Raw genomic sequence first — 22,352 nt, forward strand, 5'->3', positions numbered from 1 at the left:
GCCCCGCCCTGCGCTGGCGGGGCCCGGCGGTACGGGTCGGTCCCGGTCAGACACTGACGCCGAAGTCGGAGGCGATACCGGCCAGCCCGGAGGCGTACCCCTGGCCGACGGCACGGAACTTCCACTCCTCGCCGTTGCGGTAGAGCTCGCCGAAGACCATCGCCGTCTCGGTGGAGGCGTCCTCGGACAGGTCGTAGCGGGCGATCTCCTGACCGCCGGCCTGGTTGACGACCCGGATGAACGCGTTGCGGACCTGTCCGAAGCTCTGGCCGCGGTTCTCGGCGTCGTGGATGGACACCGGGAACACGATCCTGTCGATCTCGGCGGGCACGGCGGCGAGGTTCACCTTGACGGTCTCGTCGTCGCCCTCGCCCTCGCCGGTGAGGTTGTCGCCGGTGTGCTCGACCGAGCCGTCCGGGCTCTTCAGGTTGTTGTAGAAGACGAAGTGCTGGTCGGAGGGGACCTTGCCGGAAACTTCCAGGAGCAGGGCGGAGGCGTCCAGGTCGTAGTCCGTGCCGGTGGTCGTACGGACGTCCCAGCCCAGGCCGACCAGGACGGCGGTGAGGCCCGGTGCCTCCTTGCTGAGCGAGACGTTGCCGCCCTTGGACAGGGAAACTCCCACGGGTACTCCTTCTTGAGGTGTGCGTTCTGGTTCTCGACGGGTGCGATCCGCGCCCGGGAAGAACCCGGAACTAGAATCTACAACACTGTAGAAGGTGAGGGGGTCGGTCCCGCGGATCTATACGATGTCGGCACGGGCAACGCAGGGCGGTGGAAGGGAGGCAGGGCGGTGACGGATCCCCGGCAGCGACCCCGGCGGGGGCAGGGCGAGCTGGAGGCGCTGGTGCTGGAGGCGCTGCGGGAGGCGGACGGTCCGGCGACGGCCGGCTGGGTGCAGGAACGCCTCGGCGGTGACCTCGCGTACACGACGGTGATCACGATCCTGACCCGGCTGCTGGGCAAGGGCGCGGTCACCCGGGAGCGGGTCGGCCGGTCCTTCGCCTGGACGCCCGCCTCGGACCAGGCGGGCCTGGCCGCGCGGAAGATGCGCAAGGTGCTGGACGCCGAGAGCGATCGCGAGGCCGTGCTGGCCAGTTTCCTCACCGGCCTCGGCCCGGACGACGAACGGCTGCTGCGCGACCTGCTGGATCAGGCACATGGCGAAGGGGAAGACTGAAGCCTCATGGGGGTCTTCGTCTTTATGCCACTGGTCCTGCCGCTCACGGCATGGCCGGTCGCCCGCCTGGCCGAACAACATCTGCATCCGCGCACCGCGACCCGGCTGCTGACCGCGATGGCCGCGGTGCTGGCGCTGTGCAGCACGGTGTGCCTCGGCCTCGTCATGGTGGTCGGCACCGCCCAGCTCCCCGGCAACCCGCTGCCCGACGGCTGGTCGGACCCCGAGGTCCGGGCGGCGGTGCCGTACGACGAGATCGTCGGCAAGGCCGCCATTCCCGCGCTCTGCGCGGTGCTCGTCGCCTGCGGCCGAACCCTGTGGCGGCACGCCCGGATACGCCACCGGGCCCACCGCGCCCTGTCCGGACTGCCGGACACGGAGGTGGCGGTACTGCCGGACGCCGTGCCGTACGCGTATGCGCTGCCCGGGCGTCGGGGCGGGGGTGCCCGTCGCCCTGTCCGTGGCCCGCGTGCGGGGCGCGTCGTGGTGACCACCGGTCTGCTGGACCAGTTGCGGTCGGCCGAGCGCCGGGCCCTGTTCGCGCATGAGCGGGCGCACCTCGCCGCCCGGCACGACCGCTTCCTGCTCACCGTGCAGCTCGCGGCCCGGGCCAACCCGTTCCTGCGCCCGCTGCGTACGGCCGTGGCCTACACGGCCGAGCGGTGGGCCGACGAGGAAGCGGCCCGGGCGATCGGCAGCCGCCGCACGGTGGCACGGGCCATCGGCACGGCCGCCCTCGTCTCCCGGGGCACCCCGGCACCCACGCTCGCGGGCCTCGCCGCCCCGGGCCCGGTCCCACGCCGGGTGGCGGCCCTCCTCGGCCCCGCCCCCGCCGTCCGCACCTGGCCCCCGGTGTTCACCTCGGTCGGCCTCGCGGCGTGGGGCGCGGCCGCGGGAACGGCCGTGTCGGCGATGTCGTCCGCGAACTCGGCCGTCACGATGGTGCTCATCCTGCATGCGGCGACGCCTTTGTGAGGCCTGTGGGAGGCGGGTGGGTCACAGCCCGGGGAGGTCGGCCGTGGCCCTGCGGTCAGCCCGGGCCACCTGCCCGGGTGCCGACGCTCGCGGGTATCGCCGTCTCTGGGCCAGCCGCCCCGGGCTAGTGCTGGCCCGGGTGGCCTGCCTGCCGGACTCTCGCCCGGGCCGCAGCAGCCCGGACACCGCGCCCTACGCGAACACCGGGCCCCGCCTCGGTCCGGCCTCAGCCCTCCGCGACGGCCTTGTGAGGCCCTCGGAGGCTGATGGGGCGCGGCCCGGCGGTCGTCCGGGGCTCTGTGACTCGGGCTGCTGCCCAGAGCGCCCGCCCTGGTGCCCGCGCTTGCGAGACTCGCCGCCCCGGGTCAGCGCCCCAGGCGAGTGCTGGTCCGGGTGGTCTGCCCGCCGGGCTCTCGCCGGGGATGCGGCATCGCGGGCACCGGGCCGTGAGGGGGCACCGGGCCTGCCTCGGTCCGGCCTCAGCCCTTCGCGATGCCTTTGTGAGGCCCGCAGAGACGGGTGGGCCACAGCCCGGCGGCCGGCCGGTGCCCTGCGGCTCGGGGTTTTGCCCAGGGCCCCCGCTCGTGGGACTCGCCGTCCCGGGTCAGCGGCCCCGGGCTAGTGCTGGCCCGGGTGGCCTGCCCGCCTGACACCGGGCCGACCCGCCTCAGCCAGGCCCTCGGACCCGCCTCAGCCCTCCTCTTCCTCCTCGCCCTCGAAGAAGTCCCCGACCTCGTCGATGACTTCGTCGGCGACCATGCCGCCGGCGACGCCGACGGCGAGTCCGGCCGCGCCTGCGGCGACGGCCGTTCCCATGCCGGGGCCTGAGCGGTGGCCGTCGTGATGATCCCCGTGACCGTGACCGTGACCGTGGCTGTGGCCGGCGGGGGCGAACGCGGTGGGGGAGCCGAAGCCCACCGGGGAGCCGTACGACGCCCGGTGTTCTACGAGTTGCTGGACCCAGCCGTCGACGATCGCGGGCCAGTCCTGGTGCTCGACACCCTCGTGGGAGACGTTGAAGCGGGTGAGCGCGTCGTGGCCGGAGGACAGGAAGCCGCCGCGCTTGTCCGCCTCCAGGACGACCTCCATGCCGCCCGGGTTCGCCAGGAACGTCAGCTCGATCTCGTTGATCTGCTGGGCGTACCGGGGTGACGGGAGGAGCTCGATCTCCTGGTAGAAGGGCAGCTGCTGGCCGGTGCCGCCGATGCGCCCGTACTCGAGGTCGGCCGACTTGAAACCGAACCCGAGCCCGCCGAGGGCTTCGAGCACGGCCTCCTGCACCGGCAGCGGCGCGACGACCAGCTGGTCCAGATCGCCCTTGTCCTTGGCGCCCGCCACCGACAACTCGGTGCGCACACCGAGGACGACGCCCAGGCTCTGCCCGTGCAACTGGGTGGCCGGCGTCTCCCACGGCAGGGTCACGCTGAACGGCACATCGCGCTGCTCGCCCTCGGCGAGCCGGAAGCCGCCGCCGACGGTGAAGCGGTCGAAGGCGACGACGCCCTCGCTCTCACCGCCCTCGTGCTCCGCCTCGACCCGGGCCACCAGCTCCAGGGTGATGTGCTCGATGTCGAAGTCGGCTTTGCCGCCAACGAGTTGGACCTGCCCGGTGAGCGTGCCACCGGGCAGGACGGGAGACGGGTCGAGGATCGTGTCGACGGTCGGGCCGCCCACACCGAGCGCGCCGAGCAGTCGTTTGAACACCATGGTGGCGTCCACTCCTTCGCATGCGTGTACTGATTCTCTACAAGCATGTAGAAGTATAGGGCTCCTCCGCAACCGCCTCCCGTCACGGCGCGGCTCAGCCCACGACCCGGCCCAGCTCGATCCGGTCGATGTTCGGCGCCCAGGCGCTCGCGTTGCCGAACGTCACCTTGTTGGCACCCTTCTTCAGATCGACCGGGACGCCGACCGTCCAGTAGTCGTCGAAGCTCCAGGTGTTCTTGAAGGTGACCTTCACCGGCGCCGCGGAACCGACCGTGACGTCCGCCGTACGGGACATGATGTCCGTGTTGTAGGCGTGGCCGTTGTCCCTGCGGTCGTTGTGCGCGTAGTGGACGACCAGCACATAGCGGCCGGACCGGGGCGCGTTCGCCGTGAACTCGGCCGTGCTGGAGGCGCTGTTGCCGAGCCAGCCGATGTACGAGCCGGCGGACGCGTGCGGGGAGTCGACGAGCTTGGCGCCGCCCGCGAGCGTGGCCGAGGCGCCCTCGTAGGAGAGGGTGCCGGAGGCCGAACCGTCCCCGGAGACGTCCAGGGAGCGCACGGCGGCGTGGCCCGACGTCATGGCGACCCGGTTGTTGCCCGCGACCAGGTAGAGCCGCAGCGGGCGGCCGGGCGCGGCCGTGACCGTCTCCCCGTGCAGCGCGAGCTTCACCGCCGCCGATGCCCGCGGCGTCACCGTGTAGTAGCCGTCACGCGGGGCGTACACGTCGAACACCGCCTTGTCGCCCGAGCGCAGCACCAGGGCGCCCGTGCCCACACCGGCCGAGGACGAGTAGTCGTACGACGGCTTGCCGCCGATGTCCGCCAGGGTGGCCTCGTACGACGCGGAGGCCGCGCCCGTCCGCGTGGTCAGGTCGATCCGGTCGAGCGTGACCTCGGCGTCGCCCTTGGACAGTGTCAACTGGTGCGTGCCCGCCTTGAGCTGGACTCCGACCTCCTTCTTGGCGCGGTAGGTCCAGTTCTCGGTGGAGGGGTAGCCGACCGTCACCGGGTCGCCCCCGTCGATCGACAGCTTCTGCGTGGCGGGGCCGCCGGACTGGTTGCCGTACAGGATCGCCAGGTCGTACGTGCCGTCCTTCGGCACCGTCACCGTGAAGGCGACCTTGCTGCCGGGCTGGTTGAGCGAACCGACGTCCTTGGTGCCGGAGGCCGCGTAGCCGTTGGCGTTCTGCACGGTGCCCTGGGTGTACACCTTGCCGTCGGTGATGGCCGCGTCCTCGGCCTCGTACGACGCCGACCAGGGGACGGACGCGGCGGACGGGGTGCCCGAGCCGCCGGGGGTGAGGACGATCCGGTACGCCGACATCTTGTGCAGTCCGCGCAGCGGGACGGTCACCGAACCGTCGTCCGCCACCTTCACCTTGGTGCGCGCCAGGACCCGCGGCGCCGCGTGCTGCCCCTCGTAACCGGACCAGGCCGCCTCGGCGACCGTAGCGGTGACCGTACGGCCGAACACCGACCGCGGGACGTCGCGCACGACCACGTCCGAGTCCGCGGCGGAGCCTCCGAGCAGCACCTGCGCCTGGCGGCGGGAGGTGTCGAGCGAGGCGAGGCCCTGGAGGGTGTCGATCGAGTCGGGCTGCGGCGGCGTCACCTTCACGGTGTTCCCGGTCATGCCCGCGTACCAGCGGAACAGCCACCAGCCGCCGTTGGGGATGTTCGAGCGCACCACATGGCCGCTGAGATTGCCGGCGGCGTCCCAGTAGGCCATGTTGGCGTACACCTTGTTGCGCTCGAACATGGACACCCACTGCACGAGCTGCCCGGGCACGGACAGGTCGCGGCGGTTGGCGTACTCATCGATGTTGATCTTCAGCGGGGCGATGCCCGCCTCGCGCTCCAGGGAGCGGTAGTCGTCGTAGTGCGCTTGGAAGTCGCGGAGCGACCCCGAGCCGAGCTCGTGCCAGGTCATCACCTGCGGCAGCACGTTCTCCCGCTTGGCGAAGGCGAGGAAGTCCTTCAACAGGCGTGTGTGGTAAGCCGCTTCATTGGGTCCGGCGATCCGGGCGTCCGGGTCGATCGCGCGGATCCGCTGGTACACCGTCTTCCAGTCCTTGAAGAACCGGTCGCGGTTCTTCTCGTACTGGGCCTGGTCCTGGACGTCGAGCTTGTACCAGATCTGGTCGGGCTCGTTGAACGGGATGTAGACGAAGCGGTCGCTGTTCGGGTCGGACGAGACCTCCTTGACGATCTTGTCGACCTTGGGGAGGTAGTCGTCGATGCCGAGGTCCTCGTACGGCCACTTGGCGTAGATGTCCTGCATCATCACGTTGACTTCGCCGCCGCCGTTGCGGAAGAACGACTTGGAGACGGTGAGCGCGTCGCCGTTGGGGTGCTGGGCGCCGCCCTCCGGCTTCTGCGAGACGCTGGTGATCTTCAAGGGTGCCATCGCGGCATCGCTGGGCACCCCGTCGTCGCTGAGCCCGTAGAGCGAGCCGTTGGCGCCCAGCATCACCGGGCCCTCGGAGGTCTTGAGGTCGACGGTGAGACGTTGGGGATCGGCAGCGGCGGCAGGGCCTGCCGCGGGGAGGGTGCCTGCCATGGCGGTTGCTCCAAGTAGTGCTGTGATCAAGGCGGTTCTGGTGCGGGATCTGGTGCGGGCGGGGGTGCTCACGCTGTTGGACCTCCAGTCACTTGACGGCTCCACTGGTGATTCCGGACACGATCTTTCGCTGGCCGACCAGGAACACGGCGACCATGGGCAGGCTCATCACCACGACGTACGCGAAGACGAGATGCCAGTTGTTGAGATAGAGCTGCGCGCTGGCGACCTGGTAGAGGTTGAGCGGCAGGGGCGCCCGCTCTCCGCCGCCGAGGACGAAGAACGCGTAGAAGACGTCGCTCCAGGCGTAGAGCATCACCATGATCGTCGCGGTGGCGATCACCGGCCGGAGCAGCGGAAGCACGATCCGCCAGAAGATCCGTGACGGCGTCGCCCCGTCCATCCGGGCCGCCTCCTCCAGTTCCGTGGGGATGGCGCGGATGAAGCCGGTCATGAAGAAGATCGACGTCGACAGATACATGCCGGTGTAGACGGCGATCATGCCCGGCCTGGTGTTCGCCAGGCCCATCTGCCGCAGCTCCATCACGATGGTGATGACGGCGGGCGGCAGCAGCAGGCCGCTGATGCACAGCGCGTACGCCGCCGAGACCAGCTTCGACTTGCGGCGGGCGAACACCCAGGCGGCGCCCGCGCCCAGGATCAGCACCAGGACCACCGAAGGCACCACGACCAGCAGCGAGTTGAGGAAGCCGCGCAGCATCTCGCCCTCGCTGACGGCGTCCACGTAGTTGCGCGCGGGCTGCCAGTGCCCGGGCAGGTCCAGGTTCGGCTCGATCGCCTCGGCCTGCGGCTTGGCCGAGGTGACGGCGACCAGCCACAGCGGCACACCGACGGCCAGTGCCGCGAGCAGGACGACGAGGGAAGGGCGGCCGTACCGCCACACCGCGGTCACAGCAGCTGCTCCCTTCGCCGGAGCCCGACGACCAGCGGAATCGCCACGGCGACCACCACCAGGAACAGCACGAGGCTCATCGCGGAGGCCTGGGCGTACAGGCCCTGTCCGAAGATCCGGAACATGTAGATGTTGAAGACCTCCGTGGAGGCCGCGGGGCCGCCGCCGGTCGTGGCCTGCACGATGTCGAAGGTGTTCATCGAACCGATCAGCGCCGTGGTGACGTTGAAGGTGACGGCCGGCGCGAGCATCGGCCAGCGCACCGACCAGAAGGTCCGCCAGGGCCCGGCACCGTCACACTTCGCGGCCTCCAGCATCTCGCCGGGGATGCCCTTGAGCCCGGCCAGATAGATCAGCATCGACAGGCCCATCCACTTCCAGCCGTGGATGAGCGTGACGATCACCAGCGTCCAGGTCGTCGAACCCAGCCAGGGGATGTCCGTGCCCAGCAGGGAGTTGACGGCCCCGTCCTGGTCCAGCAGCGCCTGGAAGACATAGCCGGTCGCGAGGGCCGAGATCAGCACCGGCAGGAAGAAGACGGCGCGGAAGAACCGGTTGAAGCGGCTGTCGTCCTCCAGCAGCAGCGCCAGCACGAGCCCGAAGCCGTTCTGGAACAGTGCGGCCAGCAGGGCGTACACCAAGGTCGTCCGGATCGCCCGCAGCAGCGAGCCGTCCTCGGCGATGGTCTTGAAGTTGTCCAGGCCCGTGAAGGCGATGTCCGCGTGGTACGAGGACCAGTTGGTGAACGGGTAGTAGAAGTTGAGCAGGTTCGGCAGCAGGAAGAAGCCCGCGAAGACGACGATCGCGGGCAGCGCGAACCACCAGGGGTGGTGCACGGCCGCGCGTGGCAGCCGCCCCACCTTCTTCGGCGCGCCCCTGACCGGCGCGGGCTTGGTACGTACGACCGTGTCCGCCATCGTCAGAACCCGGGCGCGCCCTGGGCCTTGGCCACCTGCGCGAACTGGTCCTGGATCGCCTGCGCGACCTGCTGCGGGCTCTTCTTGCCGAAGATCATGTCGGCCAGGTAGAGGTGGGTGTCCGGGGCGACGATCGCCTTGGCCTGGAAGACGCCGATGGCCTTCGGCAGCGCCGCCACCTGGGCCTTGGACGTCTCGGGCAGTCCGCCGGGGGTGGGCACGTCCGGCTGCACGGACGGGATCTTCATCGTCTTGATGTAGTCCGGGTAGTCCGGCCCGAGCCAGAAGGCGAGGAACTGCCGGGCCGCGTTCTGCCGCTTGTCGTCACCGGTCTTGAAGGCGACGACACCGTTGGTCTGGTCGGGGGAGTACAGGCCGGTGGCCGAGGAGTTGGCGACCGGGAACCAGCCGATCTTCTTGTCGATCTCGGCGGTGGAGTACTTGGCCTGCAACTGGCTCTGGAAGGAGGTGACGTTGAGGACCATGCCGGCCTCGCCCTTCCACAGCGCGTCGGCCTGTCCGGTGAACGTGCCCGTCCGGTAGTTCTTCTGGGCGAGCCCGGCGTCGAGCAGCTTCTCCTTGTACTTCTTGATCGCGCCGACGACGACCGGGTCGGTCCACTTCTTCTTGCCCGTGTTCAGATCGGCCCACCACTGCTGGTCGAGGTCGGTGAGCTGGACCTGCATCTGCCACTGCAGCGGCCACTTGTCGCCGCCGGCCTCGTAGAAGGCGGCGGCGTCGGACTTGTCGACGACCTCGCGGCCGAGGGCGAGCAGTTCGTCGTAGGACGTGGGGAAGTCCTTCTCGCTCAGCCCGGCCTTCCGGAAGACGTCCTTGTTGTAGTAGACGCCGAGCATGGCGGGGCTGGTGACGATCGCCGCGTACCGCTTGCCGTCGATCATGCCGAGCGACTTCTCGGTCCCGCCGAGCTTGGCCTCCCACGGCTCCCCGTCCAGGGTCAGGAGATTCTGCTTCGGCTGGATGAACGGCAGGGTGGAGATCGACGGCTGCCAGAACATCAGGTCGGGGCGGTCTCCGGACGCCAGCTTCGTCGGCACGTTCTGCTCGTAGAGGTCCGGGATCGCCTGGGTGTCGACCTTGGCGCCGGTGGCCTTCTCGAAGGCGTCGATGACCTGCTTGGGCGCGTTGACCGTGTTCTGCGCGGTCCACATGGTCAGCTTCACGCCGTCGAGGCGGGCGGTGGGGTCGACCTCCGCCTTCTTCCCGCCCGAACCGGAGTCGCCGGAGTCCCCGGCGGTCGGGTCACTGCACGCGGTGGCGGCCAGGCCGGCGGCGCATATCAGCGCCAGGGCGGGGAGAGCTCTTCTCTTCATCTCGTGCCTTTCCGGAGCAGGTGGTTCAGGTTCAGGTGGCGGGACTCACAACTGCTGTGCGGATGAGCGGTGTTCAGTGACCGGCGGGCGGTGGCCCCGAGCTCTCCCGCACCACCAGCTCGGGTACGGACACGGGATGCGGGGCGACCTGCGCCGACTCCTCCAGCACCCCGTGCAGCAGGGCGAACGCGGACCGCCCGAGGCCGGTGAAGTCCAGGCGTACGGTCGTCAGGGACGGGGTGAGGAAGGCGGAGTGCGGGGCGTCGTCGAAGCCGGCCACGCTGACCTCGCCCGGCACCGAGCGGCCGGCCTCGTGCAGGGCGCGGAGCACGCCGAGCGCGAGATCGTCGTTGCCGCACAGGATCGCGGAGACGGACGGGTCGCCCGCCAGCTTCAGCCCGGCCGCGTGACCGCCCGCCGGTCCCCAACTGCTCTGTACAGGACGGGATTCCGGGGCGCCGGCCTCCTTCAGCGCCTGCCGCCAGCCGCTGGTGCGGGCGCTGGTGCGGCGGGTGCTGGACGGGATGGCGACGTAGTGCACGGATTCGTGGCCGAGGGAGAGCAGATGCCGGGTCGCCTGGTAGGCGGCCTCGCGGTCGTCGGTCCAGACCCACGGGCGGTCGCCGCCGGGCGGGCTCGCCGGGGTCTCGACGACGCCGACGACCGGCAGCGTCGCGGGCACGGCTCCCAGCGCCCGGACACCGGCCGGATCGTAGGCGATCACGATGAGCCCGCCGCCCGCGTCCGCCGCGCGCTGCACCTCCGCGGCGACGGCCGCGTCGTCGGCGGACTCCAGGACCCCGATCCCGACCGCGTACGACGCGGCGCGGGCGGCCTCCTCGATGCCCTGGAGGATCGAGGCGTAGCCGTAGTGGGTGGTGTTCGCGGTGAGCACGGTCACGGCCCGGCTGCGGCCGCTGGCCAGGGCGAGGGCGGTCGCGTTGCGGCGGAAGCCCAGTTCGTCGATGGCGGCGAGCACCCGCTCCCGGGTGGACGGCCGGACGCTCGGATGGCCGTTGATCACCCGCGAGACCGTCTGGTAGGAGACCCCCGCCGCGGTCGCGACGTCCCTGATGCTCGCCGGGCGCCTTGTGTGACCGGTCACATTCATGCGAGGATTGTGACCGGTCACACTTGGGTCGTCAAGAGACCGTAACGAGGGATTCACGCGGACCGCCGTTCCCGGAGAACGGGGCGGGGTCAGGAGGGGGAGCACCTTGACCGGCACGGCGGATGCGGCGCACATGGCCTCCAACCAGGCGCAGAACGAGTTCACTTGGGGGCATGAGGCCCTTCGGGCGCGGTTCGCCGTCGCCGCCGACGGGACGCTGCGACTGGTCGAACTGGCCGGGCCCGACGACGACAGTCCCGCCACCTCTGACTCCGCGCTCCCGCTCGTGGAACTCACCGCGCTCGGCCACGGCAGCGGCTGGTCCGGCCCGCGCTTCACGGGCACGGCCTTCGGCGCACGGCTCGCCTACCGGGCCCACCGCACGGGCAGACGCGACGGCTGGGACTGGCTGACCGTCGAACTCCACGATCCGAGCACCGGCCTGACGGCGTTCGCCGAGCTGACGTCACCCACCGGCCTGCCCGTCCTGCGCTCCCGCGTCCGGCTCCGCAACGAGGGCCGGGAGCCCCTGGTCGTCCAGTCCGTCAGCAGCCTGCTGCTCGGCGGTCTGCCCTCACCGGACGCCCTCGACGTCCACCGGGCCCGCAATGACTGGCTCGCCGAGTGCCGTTGGTACGCCGAGCCGCTGCGCGCCGGTGTCGCCGACATCAACATGGACGTCCACGAGCACGACAGCCGGGCCGCCGTCGCCCTCACCGGGCGCGGCAGCTGGCCCACCGACGGCCATCTGGCCATGGGTGCGCTGACCGAGCGGGAGGGCGGCCGGGCCTGGGTGTGGCAGGTGGAGTCCCCGGCCGGCTGGCGCTGGGACGTCGGCCAGCGCGCCCACGGCACCTACATGGCGCTGAACGGCCCCACGGACGCGGAACACCAGTGGCGGGTCCGGCTCGCACAGGGCGAGGAGTTCACCACCGTGCCCGGGGCCCTCGCACTCGGCCCCAACGTCGACGCCGCGATGGGCGCCCTGACCTCCTACCGCCGGGCGATCCGCCGCCCCCACCCGGACCACACCGCCCTCCCCGTCGTCTTCAACGACTACATGAACACCCTCATGGGCGACCCGACCACGGCCAAGCTGCTGCCGCTGATCGACGCCGCCGCCGACGCCGGCGCGGAGTACTTCTGCATCGACTCGGGCTGGTACGACGACGACACCCGCGGCTGGTGGGACAGCGTCGGCGCCTGGCAGCCCTCGCCGCGCCGCTTCCCCGACGGAGGAATCCAGGCGGTCCTGGACCGGATCCGGGAGCGCGGCATGGTGCCCGGGCTGTGGCTGGAGCCGGAGGTCGTCGGCGTGCGGAGTCCCGTCGCGTCCGAACTCCCCGCAGAGGCGTTCTTCCAGCGCGACGGGGTGCGCCTGACCGAACAGGGCCGTCACCAGCTCGACCTGCGGCATCCGGCCGCCCGCGCCCACCTCGACAAGACGGTCGACCGGATCGTCGGCGACTGGGGCGTGGGCTATCTCAAGCTGGACTACAACATCCTGGTCGACCCGGGCACCAAGGCACCCGGCGACCTCGCACCGGGAGCGGGCCTCCTCGGTCACGCCCACGCGTACCTCGACTGGCTCTCCGCCGTCCTGGACCGCCACCCCGGCCTTGTTGTTGAGAACTGCGCCTCGGGCGGCATGCGCATGGACGGGGCCACCCTGGCCGTCGCCCAGCTCCAGTCCACCAGCGACCAGCAGGACCCGCTGCGCTACGCCCCCATCGCCGCCGCCGCGCCGACCGCGGTCCCGCCCGAGCAGGGCGCCGTCTGGGCCTACCCGCAGCCGGCGTTCGACGACGACCTGATCTCCTGGACCCTGGGCGGGGCCCTGCTCGGCCGCATCCACCTCTCCGGCCATCTGAACCACATGTCGGAACACCAACTGGCCCTCGTACGGGACGCGGTCACGGTCTACAAGTCGATCCGCGCCGACCTCGCACAGGCCCTGCCCTTCTGGCCGCTAGGCCTGCCCGGCTGGACGGACGAGTGGCTGGCCCTGGGCCTGAGGCTCCCCGACGACCGCACGTCCTACGTCTCGCTCTGGCGCCGCGGCGGACCGTCCGAACTCCACGTCCCCCTCCAGCACCTGGCGGGCCGGGCCGTCCAGGCGGAGGTCCTGCACCCGTCCTCCCCGGAGGCGGGCCGGGCCACCTGGGACGGGGCCGGACTGACGGTGTCGATGCCGCGCACGCCCGGTGTGCTGCTGGTTCGGCTCACGTGGGACGGCTAGGTCCGGCACGCTCGAAGGGGCCAGGTGACGACTGGCGGGCCGACCGCATCGGGAGTGCTCTGCGAGGTGAGAACCCCGCTGTACTGCGGCGCCTGAACGCGGGGTTCGCGGTGATCGGCGATGTGCAGTTCCTGCCGGGCTACTCGGTGCTCCTGGTGGACGACCCCCAGGTGGAGAGACTGTCGGACTTGCCCAGGGGGAAGCGGCTGGCCTTTCTCTCCGACATGGACCAGCTCGGGAGGCAGTCGAGCGAGTGTCCCGGCGCAGGGACGCGGCCTTCCGGCGGGTCAATCTTGAGATCCTGGGCAACACCGACGGGTACTTGCACGCTCACGTATGGCCGCGGTTCGAGTGGGAGCCGACCGAGCTGGTGGGCAAGCCGGTTTGGCTCTATCCCCGCGACAGGTGGGGCGACGAGCAGTTCGCCCTCGGTCCGCAGCACGACTTGCTTCGCAGGGCGATCGGGGACGAGCTGGACCAGCTGCGGTCGGGGAACTGAGTGCCCAACGGATGCTGGGAGCGGGGCGGCCCTGCCGCGGTCGGGGGACCGGTGGGCCGAGCTCGGTGCAGCCGGCGAGAACGTCGTTACCCGGCCGGAACCACTCGAACCGACCCCGCAGACCCACGAGGGCTTCGAGATCGGCGAGCGCGATCTCACGCTGTCGACCGGTGAGGCAGCCGAGTTCGACACGCCCTTGCCCCACTGGCTGGGCAGCGCCGACGGGGGAGTGGTCGAGCTTCTCATCCTGTTCGGCCTCGTTCCGGGCGGGGCGCCGAAAGTCACTCGCGGACAGCTGTCCGTTCGCGTACGGCGTTGCGTTCCCGGGCCTGATCGCGGGCGTCCCGGCGGAACGCCCATGCCATCTCGGGCTCCATCACCCAGCGGAACAGCCGCCGTACCGGTGGGGTGCACAGCGCGGTCACGACGACGGCCGCGACGGCCGTGACGACGAGTTCGCCCAGGGGACGGTGGATCCACGCCGGCTCGTACCAGCCCCAGAACTTGGACCCCTGGGCGACGAAGCCGTGCAGCAGATAGCCGTACAGCGTGCCCGCGCCCAGGACCGTGAACCATGCGTGGCGTCCCGGTACCCAGGAGAGGAAGCAGGCGACCAGGACCAGCGAGCAGCCGAAGATCACCAGGGTCATGAGGGGACCGGACCAGGAGGGCGCGGCGAGTTCCTCCGCGCTGTCGCGGTGGTAGAACCAGGCGCCGGTCATCCGCGGCACCGCCCAGTAGGCCACGGCGAGGGCGGCGGCGAAGACCGGCACGGCGAGGATGCGCACCTTGCGTCGGCGCACCAGCCGGAAGTGCTCCGGCTTCAGGCACAGGCCGAGGACGAAGTACGGCAGGAACTGCAGGGTGCGCTGCAGATCGAGGTCGTTGCCGACGTCCGGCGAGAGCGTCGCCAGCATCGCGATGGCGAGCGCGATCGGCAGTGGCCACCGCACATGCCGCCACACCGGCGTGGTCAGCCGCCAGACGAACAGCGCCACCAGGAACCAGGTCAGATAGAGCGGGTCCAGCAGGCTGATCGGCCGGTCGGGCTCCTGGTCGGTCCACCGGGTGAACAGGGTGTACGCCGTCTCGAAGACGACGTACGGCACGGCGAGTCCGGTGATCAGACGCCTGATGCGCCCGGGGCCGGCGTCGAAGGTGCGCGAGAAGTAGCCCGAGATGATGATGAACGCCGGCATGTGGAAGGCGTACACCACCATGTACAGCGCGCTCGCCGCCCGGCTGCCGTCCCGCAACGGCTCCCAGGAGTGCCCCATCGCCACCAGCACGATGGCCAGGTACTTGGCGTTGTCGAAGAAGGCGTCCCGCTGCCCGGACCGCCGCTCGGGGGCGGCGGTCTCGGACGCGTCCTTCCGCCCTCGCCCGCCGCCGGCCGGTGAGACGGCGCGCATGCGCAGGGTGTCCTCGCTCATCACACCCCCCGCGCTCGGTGGGGGAACCCGGGACGGGTGGGGGCGCATCCTGCCGGAGTGACGGCAGTGGGGTGCCGGTGAGACATCCCCGCCGCCTCACCGCTGCGGGGCCGGGTAAACCGCTTTCCGGCGTGATGTCGTATGGATCACAGCCGCAGCCGCAACCACGGCGACGGTACCGCCGCGCCGGACGCTCGGAAGCGCGCCGGCACCGTCGCACGCGGCGCGGTCAGCTCACCGAGCAGGCCGCGCCGTTCAGCGTGAACGCCGTGGGGCTGGGGTTAGCGGTCGACCGGGTGGCCGTGAAGCCGAGGGTGACCGAGCCCGCCGCGGGGATCGTCGCGGTGTACGAGGCCGCCGCGACGCTGACCTCGGAGCCGCTCTGCGTCGCCGTGCCGCCCCAGAGGTTGGTGACGCGCTGGCTGTCGGGGAAGGCCCAGCGCAGCGTCCAGCCGTTGATCGCCGACGTGCCGGTGTTGCGCAGGACGATCTCGCCCTGGAAGCCGCCGGGCCAGCTGCTCGTCACCCGGTAGCCGACACCGCAGGCCGACGGTGAGCCGCCGGAGGAGGTCGTGACCGTCACCGTGGCCGAGCGGGGCGACTTGTTGCCCGCGGCGTCACGGGCGTAGACGGCGAAGGTGTGGGAGGTGGACGGGGCGAGGCCGGTGACGGTGGCGGAGGTGCCCGTCGTGGTGGTGGCGGTGGTCTCGGTCGCGCCACTGACCCGGACGACGTCATAGCCAGTGACGCCGGTGGCGTCCGTGGCGGCGGCCCAGGCCAGCTTCACGGATGACGACGTCACGTCCGAGGCGGTCGGTGTGCCGGGAGCGGTCGGGGGAGTGGTGTCACCGCCGCCCGAGGAGTAGACGGTGGCTTCCTTCGAGGTCGCGGCGATGCCGTTGGCGCCGTTGAAGACGCGCTGGCCCCAGGAACTGAGCCGGTTGCGGTCGAACCCGATCGCCAGGTCGAGGATCGGGTCGGTGTTGCCGCTCCAGGACCAGGCCAGGTAGCCGAGCCGCAGCTGTTGGGCCACGGCCATCATGGTGTCCTCGTCAGGATCGCCGTACTGGTCGGCCGGTCCGCCGAACTCGCCGATGAGAATGGGGAGTTTGGCGTTGACGAAGGCGTTCAGATAATCGGTGATCTCCTGGGCGGTGTCGTAGACGCTGTACATGTGGATCGAGAAGATCAGGTTGCCGGTGGGGTCGGCCTCGTAGACGGACTTGGCGTTGGCGCGCATCACGCCTTGCCAGTCTTGGCCCCAGTTGGGCGCGTCCACCATGATCGTGTGCGTGAATCCGGCGTTGCGCAGCTTCTTGACGGCGGCGATGGTGGGATCGGTCCACCCCGCGGGATTGGTGTTGCCCCAGGGCTCGTTGCCGATGTTGATGATGACGTAGTCCTCTTGACCGGCGAGCACCTCTTTCAGGCCGATCCAGTAGTCGGCCGCGTGGTCGAGGGTCCCGGCCGCGGACTCCTCTCCGTAGCCGGTGGTGTCGTGCACCTCCAGCACGCAGATGAGCCGGTTGGCCTTGCACCGGGCGATGACACTCGCCACGTCCTGCGCGCTGTTCTTGGTCCAGCGGTGGCCGTCGGAGAGGACGACACGGACGGTGTTGGCGCCCAGCGACTTGACGTCGGCCAGCGACTGCGTCTCACCCGGATACCAGGTGTGGGCGTGGTTGACGCCGCGCATCACGAAGTCGTTCCCGGAGGCTTCCACGAGACGGCCGTTCGCGATGCGGAGGCCGGTGGCGGCGGCCTGTGCCGGTGTGCTGAAGGAGAGCAAGGAGAGCAGGAGTCCCAGGAGGGCGGCGGCCACTCCGGCCACTCGCGGGACGGATGCGGTACGAGATCTCATAGCGGCTCCAGAGAGGAGGAGTTGACGGAGAGTGCGGCCCGCGCCGGGTGTCAGGCGGCCGGGGTCTTCGCCGTGCACGTGACGGTCGCCGCCGGGGTCCCGGCCGTTGCCGGGGTGGTGGCGATGAAGCCGAACGTGGCGCTCGCGCCGGGGGCCAGCGCGCCGTTCCACGCCGCGTTCGTGACGGTGGCCGTGCCGTCGGCGGCCGTCGTGTGGGTGCCGTTCCAGACCTGGGTGAGACGCGCGCCGCCCGCCGGTACGACGGTCGCGGTCCAGCCCGAGGCGGCGGAGGCGGACGCGTTCGTCACCGTCACCTCGCCCTGATAGCCGCCCTGCCAGGAGGAGACGGCCCGGAAGCGCGCGGTGCAGGCCCCGGGTTCCTCGCCGGGGTCACCGGGATCGCCCGGGTCCTGCGGGACGCCCCCGTCGAGGACGGCCGCCAGGGCCGGGTACCAGCGGGCGGCGATCTTGTCGTCGCCGGAGGCGTTGGGGTGCACACCGTCATAGGTGTCGGCGGACGTGCTGAACCCCGTCCACTGGTCGACCACGGTGACCGGGGAGCGGTCGGTGCTGGTCGCCCGGGCCCAGGCGGGAATCGCCGCGTTGAAGTCGACGACACGCTGTGCGCAGGCCGCGCAGCTGCTCGGGTTCATCGGGATGAGCTGCGCGACGAGGATCCGCATGTCCGGATCGGAGGCCCGCATCTGCGTCACGAGCTTGGTGTAGGCGGCGAGGATGCGGTCGGGGGCGATGCTGCTCCACACGTCGTTCGTGCCGAAGTGCATGACAACGATGTCCGGACGGGTGGCGGCCAGCCTTCCCGGCAGCAGGTTCTGGTCGGCGACGTTCGTCACCAACTCGCCGCCATGACCTTCGTTGTCGCCGTCGTGCGCCTGTCCGCACCCCTGCGTGGGGAGGGTGCCGACGAAGTCGATGTCCTTGTAGCCGCTGTTCACGAGCCGGTTCCACAACACCGCCCGCCAGCAGCCCGGCGAGCCGGTGATCGAGTCGCCGAGCGGCATGACACGGACGGGGTCCGCGGCCGGGGCGGCCGTCGCGCGGGGTGTGACGGTCAGGCCGAGGGGGAGGAGCAGGGTGGCCAGGAGGCCGAGAACCGTGACGATCCGTAAGTGCGGGGACGAGCGGGCGGTTCTGTGCATGGTGGTCCCTTCCCTGGGTGAGGTGGGAGCGCTCCCATGACATCAAGCCATTGTTGTCATTGACGCGTCAAGAGGTGGGGCGGACCGGGCCGACCGCTCGGGGCGGGCCCGGCATGCCGAGAAAGCGAGCTGCCTAAGAGGACGCGCCCGATGTGTCGTCGAGGTCCGGCGGGTCTGTCGTGGTCGCCTCGTCGTCCGGTTCGAGCGGTGTGCCGGGGGCGCTCGGACCGGCCGTGCCGGGCGGGGGCGTGGTGGGCTCGGCCTGCGCCTCGCGCGGCCGGTAACCGCGGGGCCGGGACCGGAAGATGCCGTCGTTCATCGCTGCTCCGAGGTGACGAATTCCAGTACTTCGATGTCGTCGAGGCGGACGTAGAGACCCTGGGTCCGGTCCACCCTCGACAGGAACCTGCCGTCCGGGGCGAGCCGCCACGCCGACTCCAGGAACAGGTCGTACGAGGAGGCGGGGTGGGAGGACGCGTAGGAGCCTGCCCCGTACCAACCGCCCACCCAGGAACCGCTCTTGAGGCGGGCGCGCAAGAAGCACGGCCCCAGGCCGGCGAAGACGTGGTCCCAGGCAGAGGGTGCGGCGACGTACCGAGCCGGGCGACCCCGGCGCTGCCACAGCGACACCGCGCACGCCGCGGCGGCCGGGACGACGATGAGCAGCAGCAGCGCGAGCACGGCGGCCGGACGCGGGGACGCGGAGAGCTTCTCCCACCGTGCCGCCGACAGGGGCAGCCGGTCGGTGAGCACCCTCCCGAAGACCAGGACGTACGCGATGTCCAGGACGAGGGAGGCGGCGAGGGCCCGCAGCAGCCGCTCGCCGAGGTCGGCGTGCCGCACGGACGGGCCGCGGGCGTGTTCCCGGGTGAACTGGTAGGTCACGCCCGGCAGTACGGCGACGATCACGACAGCGAGCTGGACGAAGGTCGTGGGCACGCGGTCACCTCCAGTCGCCGTACAACTGGAAGGGCGCCCAGTGGTAGGGGTCGTCGAAGACGAGCCGGTCCGGGGGCAGGCCGTCGAGGTCGGCGAGCACCTGGTCCAGTTCCTCTCGCTCGGCCGGGACCGTGACCCTGGGCCGCCGGGACAGGCAGTACCGGCGTACCTCCCGTGCGGGGGTCCGGCGCAGGGCGAGTTGGGCCTGCCGCAGCGCGTCGGCCCGAGGAGTGCCTCTGCTCAGACGGGCGTAGAAGTCGTCCAGCAGCATGGCCGCCGACAGGTCGTCCACCTGCCAGAGCGTGGCCAGGACGGACCTCGCGCCCGCCTGGAGGAAGGCGCGCACCAGTCCGAAGCGTTCCTCGGCCAGGTCGAGGGAGCCCAAGCCGCTTTCGCAGGCGCCGATCGTGACCAGCCCGACGCGCAGCCGCAGAGCCACCACGTCGTGGGCGGTCAGCCTCTCGTCCCGGCCCAGGACGACGGCGGACGACTCGGGCCTGCCGTGCCGGAACTCCCCGTGGCAGGCCAGGTGCAGCACGTCGAACGGGCGGGCGGACAACTGCCCGAGCAGTTCCTCCTTGCCGGACACAGTGGTGGCGTCGGGGATGTGCGCGGTGACGGCCTGGGTCTCCAGGGAGGCGAAGGCCAGGGCGTCTTCGGAGGTGCGGTCCGCGATGAGCAGCGCGGAGGCGGGGGCGGTGGGTGGTTCGGCGTCGCCCAGGCGGAGTCGCATCAGGGAGGCGCTCGGCGAGAAGCACACCGGGTTGCGGTCGCTCAGGGCATCGCCGTCCGGCAGGCCGACGGCGTGCAGGGGCACGTGGTGGAGCAGCCCGTCGGGCACCAGCCACACCGTCTCCCCGGGACGGCTGTGCCGGACTGCCGCCTCCACCAGCGGACGGAAGGGCGCGTCCCAGGGCGTCGGGGCGAGGTGCCGTTGGTCCGGTTCGATGGCCCGGAGGGCGTCGCGCAGCGCGGCATGGTCCGCCGGGGTGTGTGCGAGGGTGACGAGTCGGGGCGCCGAGTCGTCGGCGCGCAGGAGGAAGACGAGCGTTTCGTCCTCGTCGTGCCAGTACGCCATGAGGAGCGTGTCCGGGGCGACCGTGGCGAGCAGCTCACTCACTTGCCGGAAGTCCGACACGCCGCGGTTCCGGTTCAGCTCCGTGTGCCCGAGGCTGCCTGTCTGAGCTTGGGCGATGGCCTGGGGGGTCAGCACGGCGCGAGCGGGGGCACGGTTGTCCCAGTGCTGTTGCTGGTAGGGGGACCGGGGTTGCGAATTCGACCCGCCGTCGGTCATGGTCCCCAGGGCCAGGTCGGAGCTGAGTTTCATGGCCCGTACGTCCTCGAGGTGGCTGAACGCTTTCCGTAGCCCCCTGTCCGCGTCGGGGTCGGACAGCAACAGGCGCAGGGTCTCGCCGGCGTAGAGACGTTTGGCGGCGAGACCGGACGGCTCCGAGGGGGCTGGGGTGCGCGGGGCGGGTGTCTTGCCGAGCGAGCGCAGATCCCGGTCGATCTGGTCGTGCAACCGGTCCAGGGCATGCACGGATTCCCCGAGCGCGATCATGCTCTCCGCCGCGCCCATGTGCTGCCGTTCGACTCGGGTCCAGGGCTGGTCCGGGCCGTAGCGCTCGATGATCCTGTCCAGCACCACGAGGGCCCGACGCGTCACGTCGGCCGGCCGCTCGCCCCGCGGTGTCCGCATCGTGGAGAGGCCCTCGGTCAGCCGTCGGCCGGTGCCGGGCGTCACCTCCACCCCTGTGGTGGACCGAGCGGTCCGGAAGTACGACGGCCCGCCCAGCGCCTCCCGGAGGTCGCGCTCGACGAAGTAGCGGTTCACGTCGTAGATGGCGGCGTCCCACAGCGCGCCCGCGACCCAGGGCGTCATTCCGTCGGTCTCCAGGTCGGCGAGCCCCGCGTTCGCCGGCAGACCCTGGAGGGAGGCGAGCAGTTCGAGCGCCTCCTCCCGCATGGTGACGTGGTGGGCCACCATGGCGGCCGTCAGCACCGCGTTGTGCTGAACCGGCCCGCCGTGCCGTCCGGCCGTCGTGCGTTCGCGCAGCAGGTCGCGCAGTTCGGCCGCCGCCCGATTGGGGTTGTCCCCGCGCCGTGCGCTCACGGCGGCGGCGCACACTCCGTACAGCGCCGCCCACTCCGGCTTTCCGAGCAGAGTGAAGTCCTGCGCCGCACCTCGCGCCTCCTCGTGGGCCTCCTCGGGCTGGTCGAGGTTGCCCCAGGTCAGGACCGCGGTGGCCTGTACGACGAGGGTGGCCGTGAGGTGTTCGCGCAGTATCGCGGGCCTGGCCCAGTGCGGTACGGCTTCGGGGTTCATCTCGACGGCGAGCAGGGCGTTGTCGGCCAGGATCAACCATTCGAGGGCCTCCTGGGCGCCCTCCCGCAGCAGGAACCCGGTCCGGGCGTCCGGCGTCTTCTCGGTCAGCGCGCCGCGGTAGGACTGCCAGGCGTATGTCGCCAGTGCGATGACGGCCCGGTAGTCGGGCCCGATCGGCCGTGCGAGCACACGGTCGAAGGCCCAGGCCGCCAGTGTGGCGTCGTACGCGGGACCGCTGCCGCCGCGCAGGCGGGCCCACGCCGGCCGCCACAGGACGCTGCGGTCCGCCCGGACCATGGCCCAGGCCGCGAGGACTTCCACGGCGAGGACGAAGACCGTGGCGATCAGCAGCTCACGGCGGGGCTGGAACACCCCGGCGAGCAGGAACATCGTGCTGCCCCGACCGAGGACGACGCGCGGCGCCAGCAGCAGCAACCGCCCCTTCCTGGACCGTACATGGGGTGCCGCCGCCGCTGACAACAGCAGCCCGATGAAGGCGGCGCCGGCCAGCAGCATGCCTCCGCCGACACCGGTCAGCACCGGAACGGAGGACCAGAGGTCTGCGAGCCACTCGCCTGCCGGGGTGGCCGCGACCGCGACGGCGGGGACGATGGCGAGCGGACGCAGTCGCCGCCGCAGGAGAGCCGGACGGAGCAACTCCCGGGTGGCCCAGGTGCTCAGCGCCATCCGCAGCGAGATCAGTACGGCGCAGATCATGGCAAGGGGGAAGAGGGGCGCGGGCAGCGTCGGCAGCAGCGGCACCGCGACGGGCGGTGTGATCGTGGCGAACAGGTGGGACCGGCAGGCCCACCGCAACCGCAGGGGAGGGGCGGCGGAGCGGGCGAGGGCCTTTCGCCAGCGTTCCGGCGCTCCGTCACGTGCCCGGCGGCGCATGACCGCCTCGAACAGACCGTCTTGCGGCAGCACTTGTTCCCCCGTCACCCGCATGGAGCTTGTGTAGTCGAGTCATCACACTCGGTCATCACCACTATAGGTTCGAACGCCGGGGCCACAACTACGACCGGGGCGTCGACGCCGTCGGCGACCTCGACATGGGCCCTGCCCGGCGTGCGCTCCTCTCCGGCTGGTTCGGCCGGGGACTGCTCTCGGCGTGAAGTCCCGGCTCTGTCAGAACTGTTGACCACGTCGTGAAAGCGTTTTAACTTCCCTTCACCGGACAGGCCGAGGTGAGGGGGAGCCG

The 22,352-nt window shown here is 71.1% G+C and carries 17 protein-coding genes and 3 pseudogenes; 6 read left to right on the forward strand and 14 right to left on the reverse strand.

All coding sequences use genetic code 11. The features are described from left to right. Window positions 1-46: 46 nt before the first annotated feature. Window positions 47-622 (reverse strand): TerD family protein, encoded by a 576-nt coding sequence (locus tag ACFT4A_RS14795; protein ID WP_382829757.1) that lies wholly within the window; start codon window positions 620-622, stop codon window positions 47-49. 168 nt (window positions 623-790) lie between these two features. On the opposite strand from ACFT4A_RS14795, the gene ACFT4A_RS14800 reads away from it, so the two are divergent. Continuing rightward, entirely contained in the window at window positions 791-1,177 is a 387-nt protein-coding gene (locus tag ACFT4A_RS14800; protein WP_189730484.1) for a BlaI/MecI/CopY family transcriptional regulator, read from the forward strand. 6 nt (window positions 1,178-1,183) lie between these two features. Then, a complete protein-coding gene (locus ACFT4A_RS14805; RefSeq protein ID WP_382829760.1) occupies window positions 1,184-2,152 on the forward strand; it encodes a M56 family metallopeptidase in 969 nt (322 codons plus the stop codon). 690 nt (window positions 2,153-2,842) lie between these two features. On the opposite strand, the gene ACFT4A_RS14810 is transcribed toward ACFT4A_RS14805, so the two are convergent. The 6 genes from ACFT4A_RS14810 to ACFT4A_RS14835 form a co-directional block, all read right to left on the reverse strand. Continuing rightward, a complete protein-coding gene (locus ACFT4A_RS14810) occupies window positions 2,843-3,859 on the reverse strand; it encodes a sporulation protein (protein ID WP_382829762.1) in 1,017 nt (338 codons plus the stop codon). Window positions 3,860-3,953: 94 nt separating this feature from the next. Further along, window positions 3,954-6,419 carry a carbohydrate-binding protein gene (locus ACFT4A_RS14815; RefSeq protein ID WP_382829765.1) on the reverse strand — a complete coding sequence of 822 codons (2,466 nt, stop codon included), beginning with the start codon at window positions 6,417-6,419 and terminating at the stop codon, window positions 3,954-3,956. 88 nt (window positions 6,420-6,507) lie between these two features. Continuing rightward, entirely contained in the window at window positions 6,508-7,332 is an 825-nt protein-coding gene (locus ACFT4A_RS14820) for a carbohydrate ABC transporter permease (RefSeq protein ID WP_382829768.1), read from the reverse strand. Continuing rightward, window positions 7,329-8,249, reverse strand: a complete 921-nt coding sequence (locus ACFT4A_RS14825; protein ID WP_382829771.1) for a carbohydrate ABC transporter permease — start codon at window positions 8,247-8,249, stop codon at window positions 7,329-7,331. Before ACFT4A_RS14825 ends, ACFT4A_RS14820 begins: the two co-directional genes overlap by 4 nt. Window positions 8,250-8,251: 2 nt before the next feature. Continuing rightward, window positions 8,252-9,583 carry an ABC transporter substrate-binding protein gene (locus ACFT4A_RS14830; RefSeq protein ID WP_382829774.1) on the reverse strand — a complete coding sequence of 444 codons (1,332 nt, stop codon included), beginning with the start codon at window positions 9,581-9,583 and terminating at the stop codon, window positions 8,252-8,254. A gap of 73 nt (window positions 9,584-9,656) precedes the next feature. Then, entirely contained in the window at window positions 9,657-10,694 is a 1,038-nt protein-coding gene (locus tag ACFT4A_RS14835) for a LacI family DNA-binding transcriptional regulator (RefSeq protein ID WP_382829777.1), read from the reverse strand. A gap of 133 nt (window positions 10,695-10,827) precedes the next feature. On the opposite strand from ACFT4A_RS14835, the gene ACFT4A_RS14840 reads away from it, so the two are divergent. After that, window positions 10,828-12,933, forward strand: a complete 2,106-nt coding sequence (locus tag ACFT4A_RS14840) for an alpha-galactosidase (RefSeq protein ID WP_382830261.1) — start codon at window positions 10,828-10,830, stop codon at window positions 12,931-12,933. Beyond that, window positions 12,921-13,432: pseudogene (locus ACFT4A_RS14845) on the forward strand (HIT family protein). Before ACFT4A_RS14840 ends, ACFT4A_RS14845 begins: the two are co-directional and overlap by 13 nt. On the opposite strand, the pseudogene ACFT4A_RS14850 reads toward ACFT4A_RS14845, so the two are convergent. Continuing rightward, window positions 13,428-13,520, reverse strand: a pseudogene (locus ACFT4A_RS14850) (mini-circle protein); the annotation flags it as partial. The pseudogenes ACFT4A_RS14845 and ACFT4A_RS14850 sit on opposite strands and share 5 nt — an antisense overlap. Between ACFT4A_RS14850 and ACFT4A_RS14855 the strand changes: the two are divergent. Next, window positions 13,515-13,691: pseudogene (locus ACFT4A_RS14855) on the forward strand (XRE family transcriptional regulator); the annotation flags it as partial. The pseudogenes ACFT4A_RS14850 and ACFT4A_RS14855 sit on opposite strands and share 6 nt — an antisense overlap. A 22-nt stretch (window positions 13,692-13,713) precedes the next feature. Here ACFT4A_RS14855 and ACFT4A_RS14860 read toward each other — a convergent pair. From ACFT4A_RS14860 to ACFT4A_RS14885, 6 genes are all read right to left on the reverse strand, one after another. Beyond that, window positions 13,714-14,865 (reverse strand): acyltransferase family protein, encoded by a 1,152-nt coding sequence (locus tag ACFT4A_RS14860; protein ID WP_382829779.1) that lies wholly within the window; start codon window positions 14,863-14,865, stop codon window positions 13,714-13,716. A 229-nt stretch (window positions 14,866-15,094) separates the two neighbouring features. Then, the gene (locus ACFT4A_RS14865) at window positions 15,095-16,726 is read right to left on the reverse strand and encodes a cellulase family glycosylhydrolase (protein ID WP_382829782.1); all 1,632 of its coding nucleotides are present in this window, start codon (window positions 16,724-16,726) and stop codon (window positions 15,095-15,097) included. A 50-nt stretch (window positions 16,727-16,776) separates the two neighbouring features. After that, window positions 16,777-17,886 (reverse strand): GDSL-type esterase/lipase family protein, encoded by a 1,110-nt coding sequence (locus ACFT4A_RS14870; RefSeq protein ID WP_382829784.1) that lies wholly within the window; start codon window positions 17,884-17,886, stop codon window positions 16,777-16,779. Window positions 17,887-18,019: 133 nt separating this feature from the next. Further along, on the reverse strand, window positions 18,020-18,205 hold the full coding sequence (locus ACFT4A_RS14875) for a hypothetical protein (RefSeq protein WP_382829786.1): 186 nt from the start codon (window positions 18,203-18,205) through the stop codon (window positions 18,020-18,022). Next, window positions 18,202-18,825 (reverse strand): DUF6338 family protein, encoded by a 624-nt coding sequence (locus ACFT4A_RS14880; protein ID WP_382829789.1) that lies wholly within the window; start codon window positions 18,823-18,825, stop codon window positions 18,202-18,204. The genes ACFT4A_RS14875 and ACFT4A_RS14880 overlap by 4 nt, the downstream gene beginning before the upstream one ends. A 4-nt stretch (window positions 18,826-18,829) precedes the next feature. Further along, the gene (locus ACFT4A_RS14885) at window positions 18,830-22,099 is read right to left on the reverse strand and encodes a CHAT domain-containing protein (RefSeq protein ID WP_382829791.1); all 3,270 of its coding nucleotides are present in this window, start codon (window positions 22,097-22,099) and stop codon (window positions 18,830-18,832) included. A gap of 5 nt (window positions 22,100-22,104) precedes the next feature. Here ACFT4A_RS14885 and ACFT4A_RS14890 point away from each other — a divergent pair, with 5 nt between their 5' ends. Further along, on the forward strand, window positions 22,105-22,266 hold the full coding sequence (locus ACFT4A_RS14890) for a hypothetical protein (protein WP_382829793.1): 162 nt from the start codon (window positions 22,105-22,107) through the stop codon (window positions 22,264-22,266). The last annotated feature ends 86 nt before the right edge of the window (window positions 22,267-22,352 follow it).

The organism is Streptomyces sp. NPDC057099, from assembly GCF_042671245.1.
In the GTDB taxonomy this organism is placed as follows: domain Bacteria; phylum Actinomycetota; class Actinomycetes; order Streptomycetales; family Streptomycetaceae; genus Streptomyces; species Streptomyces purpurascens.

Excerpts from the sequence above, each read along its gene's own strand:
- ACFT4A_RS14840 (WP_382830261.1), top strand. The coding sequence starts at position 10,828 with ATGGCCTCCAACCAGGCGCAGAACGAGTTCACTTGGGGGCATGAGGCC.
- ACFT4A_RS14885 (WP_382829791.1), bottom strand. The coding sequence starts at position 22,099 with ATGCGGGTGACGGGGGAACAAGTGCTGCCGCAAGACGGTCTGTTCGAG.
- ACFT4A_RS14815 (WP_382829765.1), bottom strand. The coding sequence starts at position 6,419 with ATGGCAGGCACCCTCCCCGCGGCAGGCCCTGCCGCCGCTGCCGATCCC.
- ACFT4A_RS14805 (WP_382829760.1), top strand. The coding sequence starts at position 1,184 with ATGGGGGTCTTCGTCTTTATGCCACTGGTCCTGCCGCTCACGGCATGG.
- ACFT4A_RS14830 (WP_382829774.1), bottom strand. The coding sequence starts at position 9,583 with ATGAAGAGAAGAGCTCTCCCCGCCCTGGCGCTGATATGCGCCGCCGGC.
- ACFT4A_RS14835 (WP_382829777.1), bottom strand. The coding sequence starts at position 10,694 with ATGAATGTGACCGGTCACACAAGGCGCCCGGCGAGCATCAGGGACGTC.
- ACFT4A_RS14865 (WP_382829782.1), bottom strand. The coding sequence starts at position 16,726 with ATGAGATCTCGTACCGCATCCGTCCCGCGAGTGGCCGGAGTGGCCGCC.
- ACFT4A_RS14825 (WP_382829771.1), bottom strand. The coding sequence starts at position 8,249 with ATGGCGGACACGGTCGTACGTACCAAGCCCGCGCCGGTCAGGGGCGCG.
- ACFT4A_RS14875 (WP_382829786.1), bottom strand. The coding sequence starts at position 18,205 with ATGAACGACGGCATCTTCCGGTCCCGGCCCCGCGGTTACCGGCCGCGC.
- ACFT4A_RS14860 (WP_382829779.1), bottom strand. The coding sequence starts at position 14,865 with ATGAGCGAGGACACCCTGCGCATGCGCGCCGTCTCACCGGCCGGCGGC.
- ACFT4A_RS14870 (WP_382829784.1), bottom strand. The coding sequence starts at position 17,886 with ATGCACAGAACCGCCCGCTCGTCCCCGCACTTACGGATCGTCACGGTT.
- ACFT4A_RS14810 (WP_382829762.1), bottom strand. The coding sequence starts at position 3,859 with ATGGTGTTCAAACGACTGCTCGGCGCGCTCGGTGTGGGCGGCCCGACC.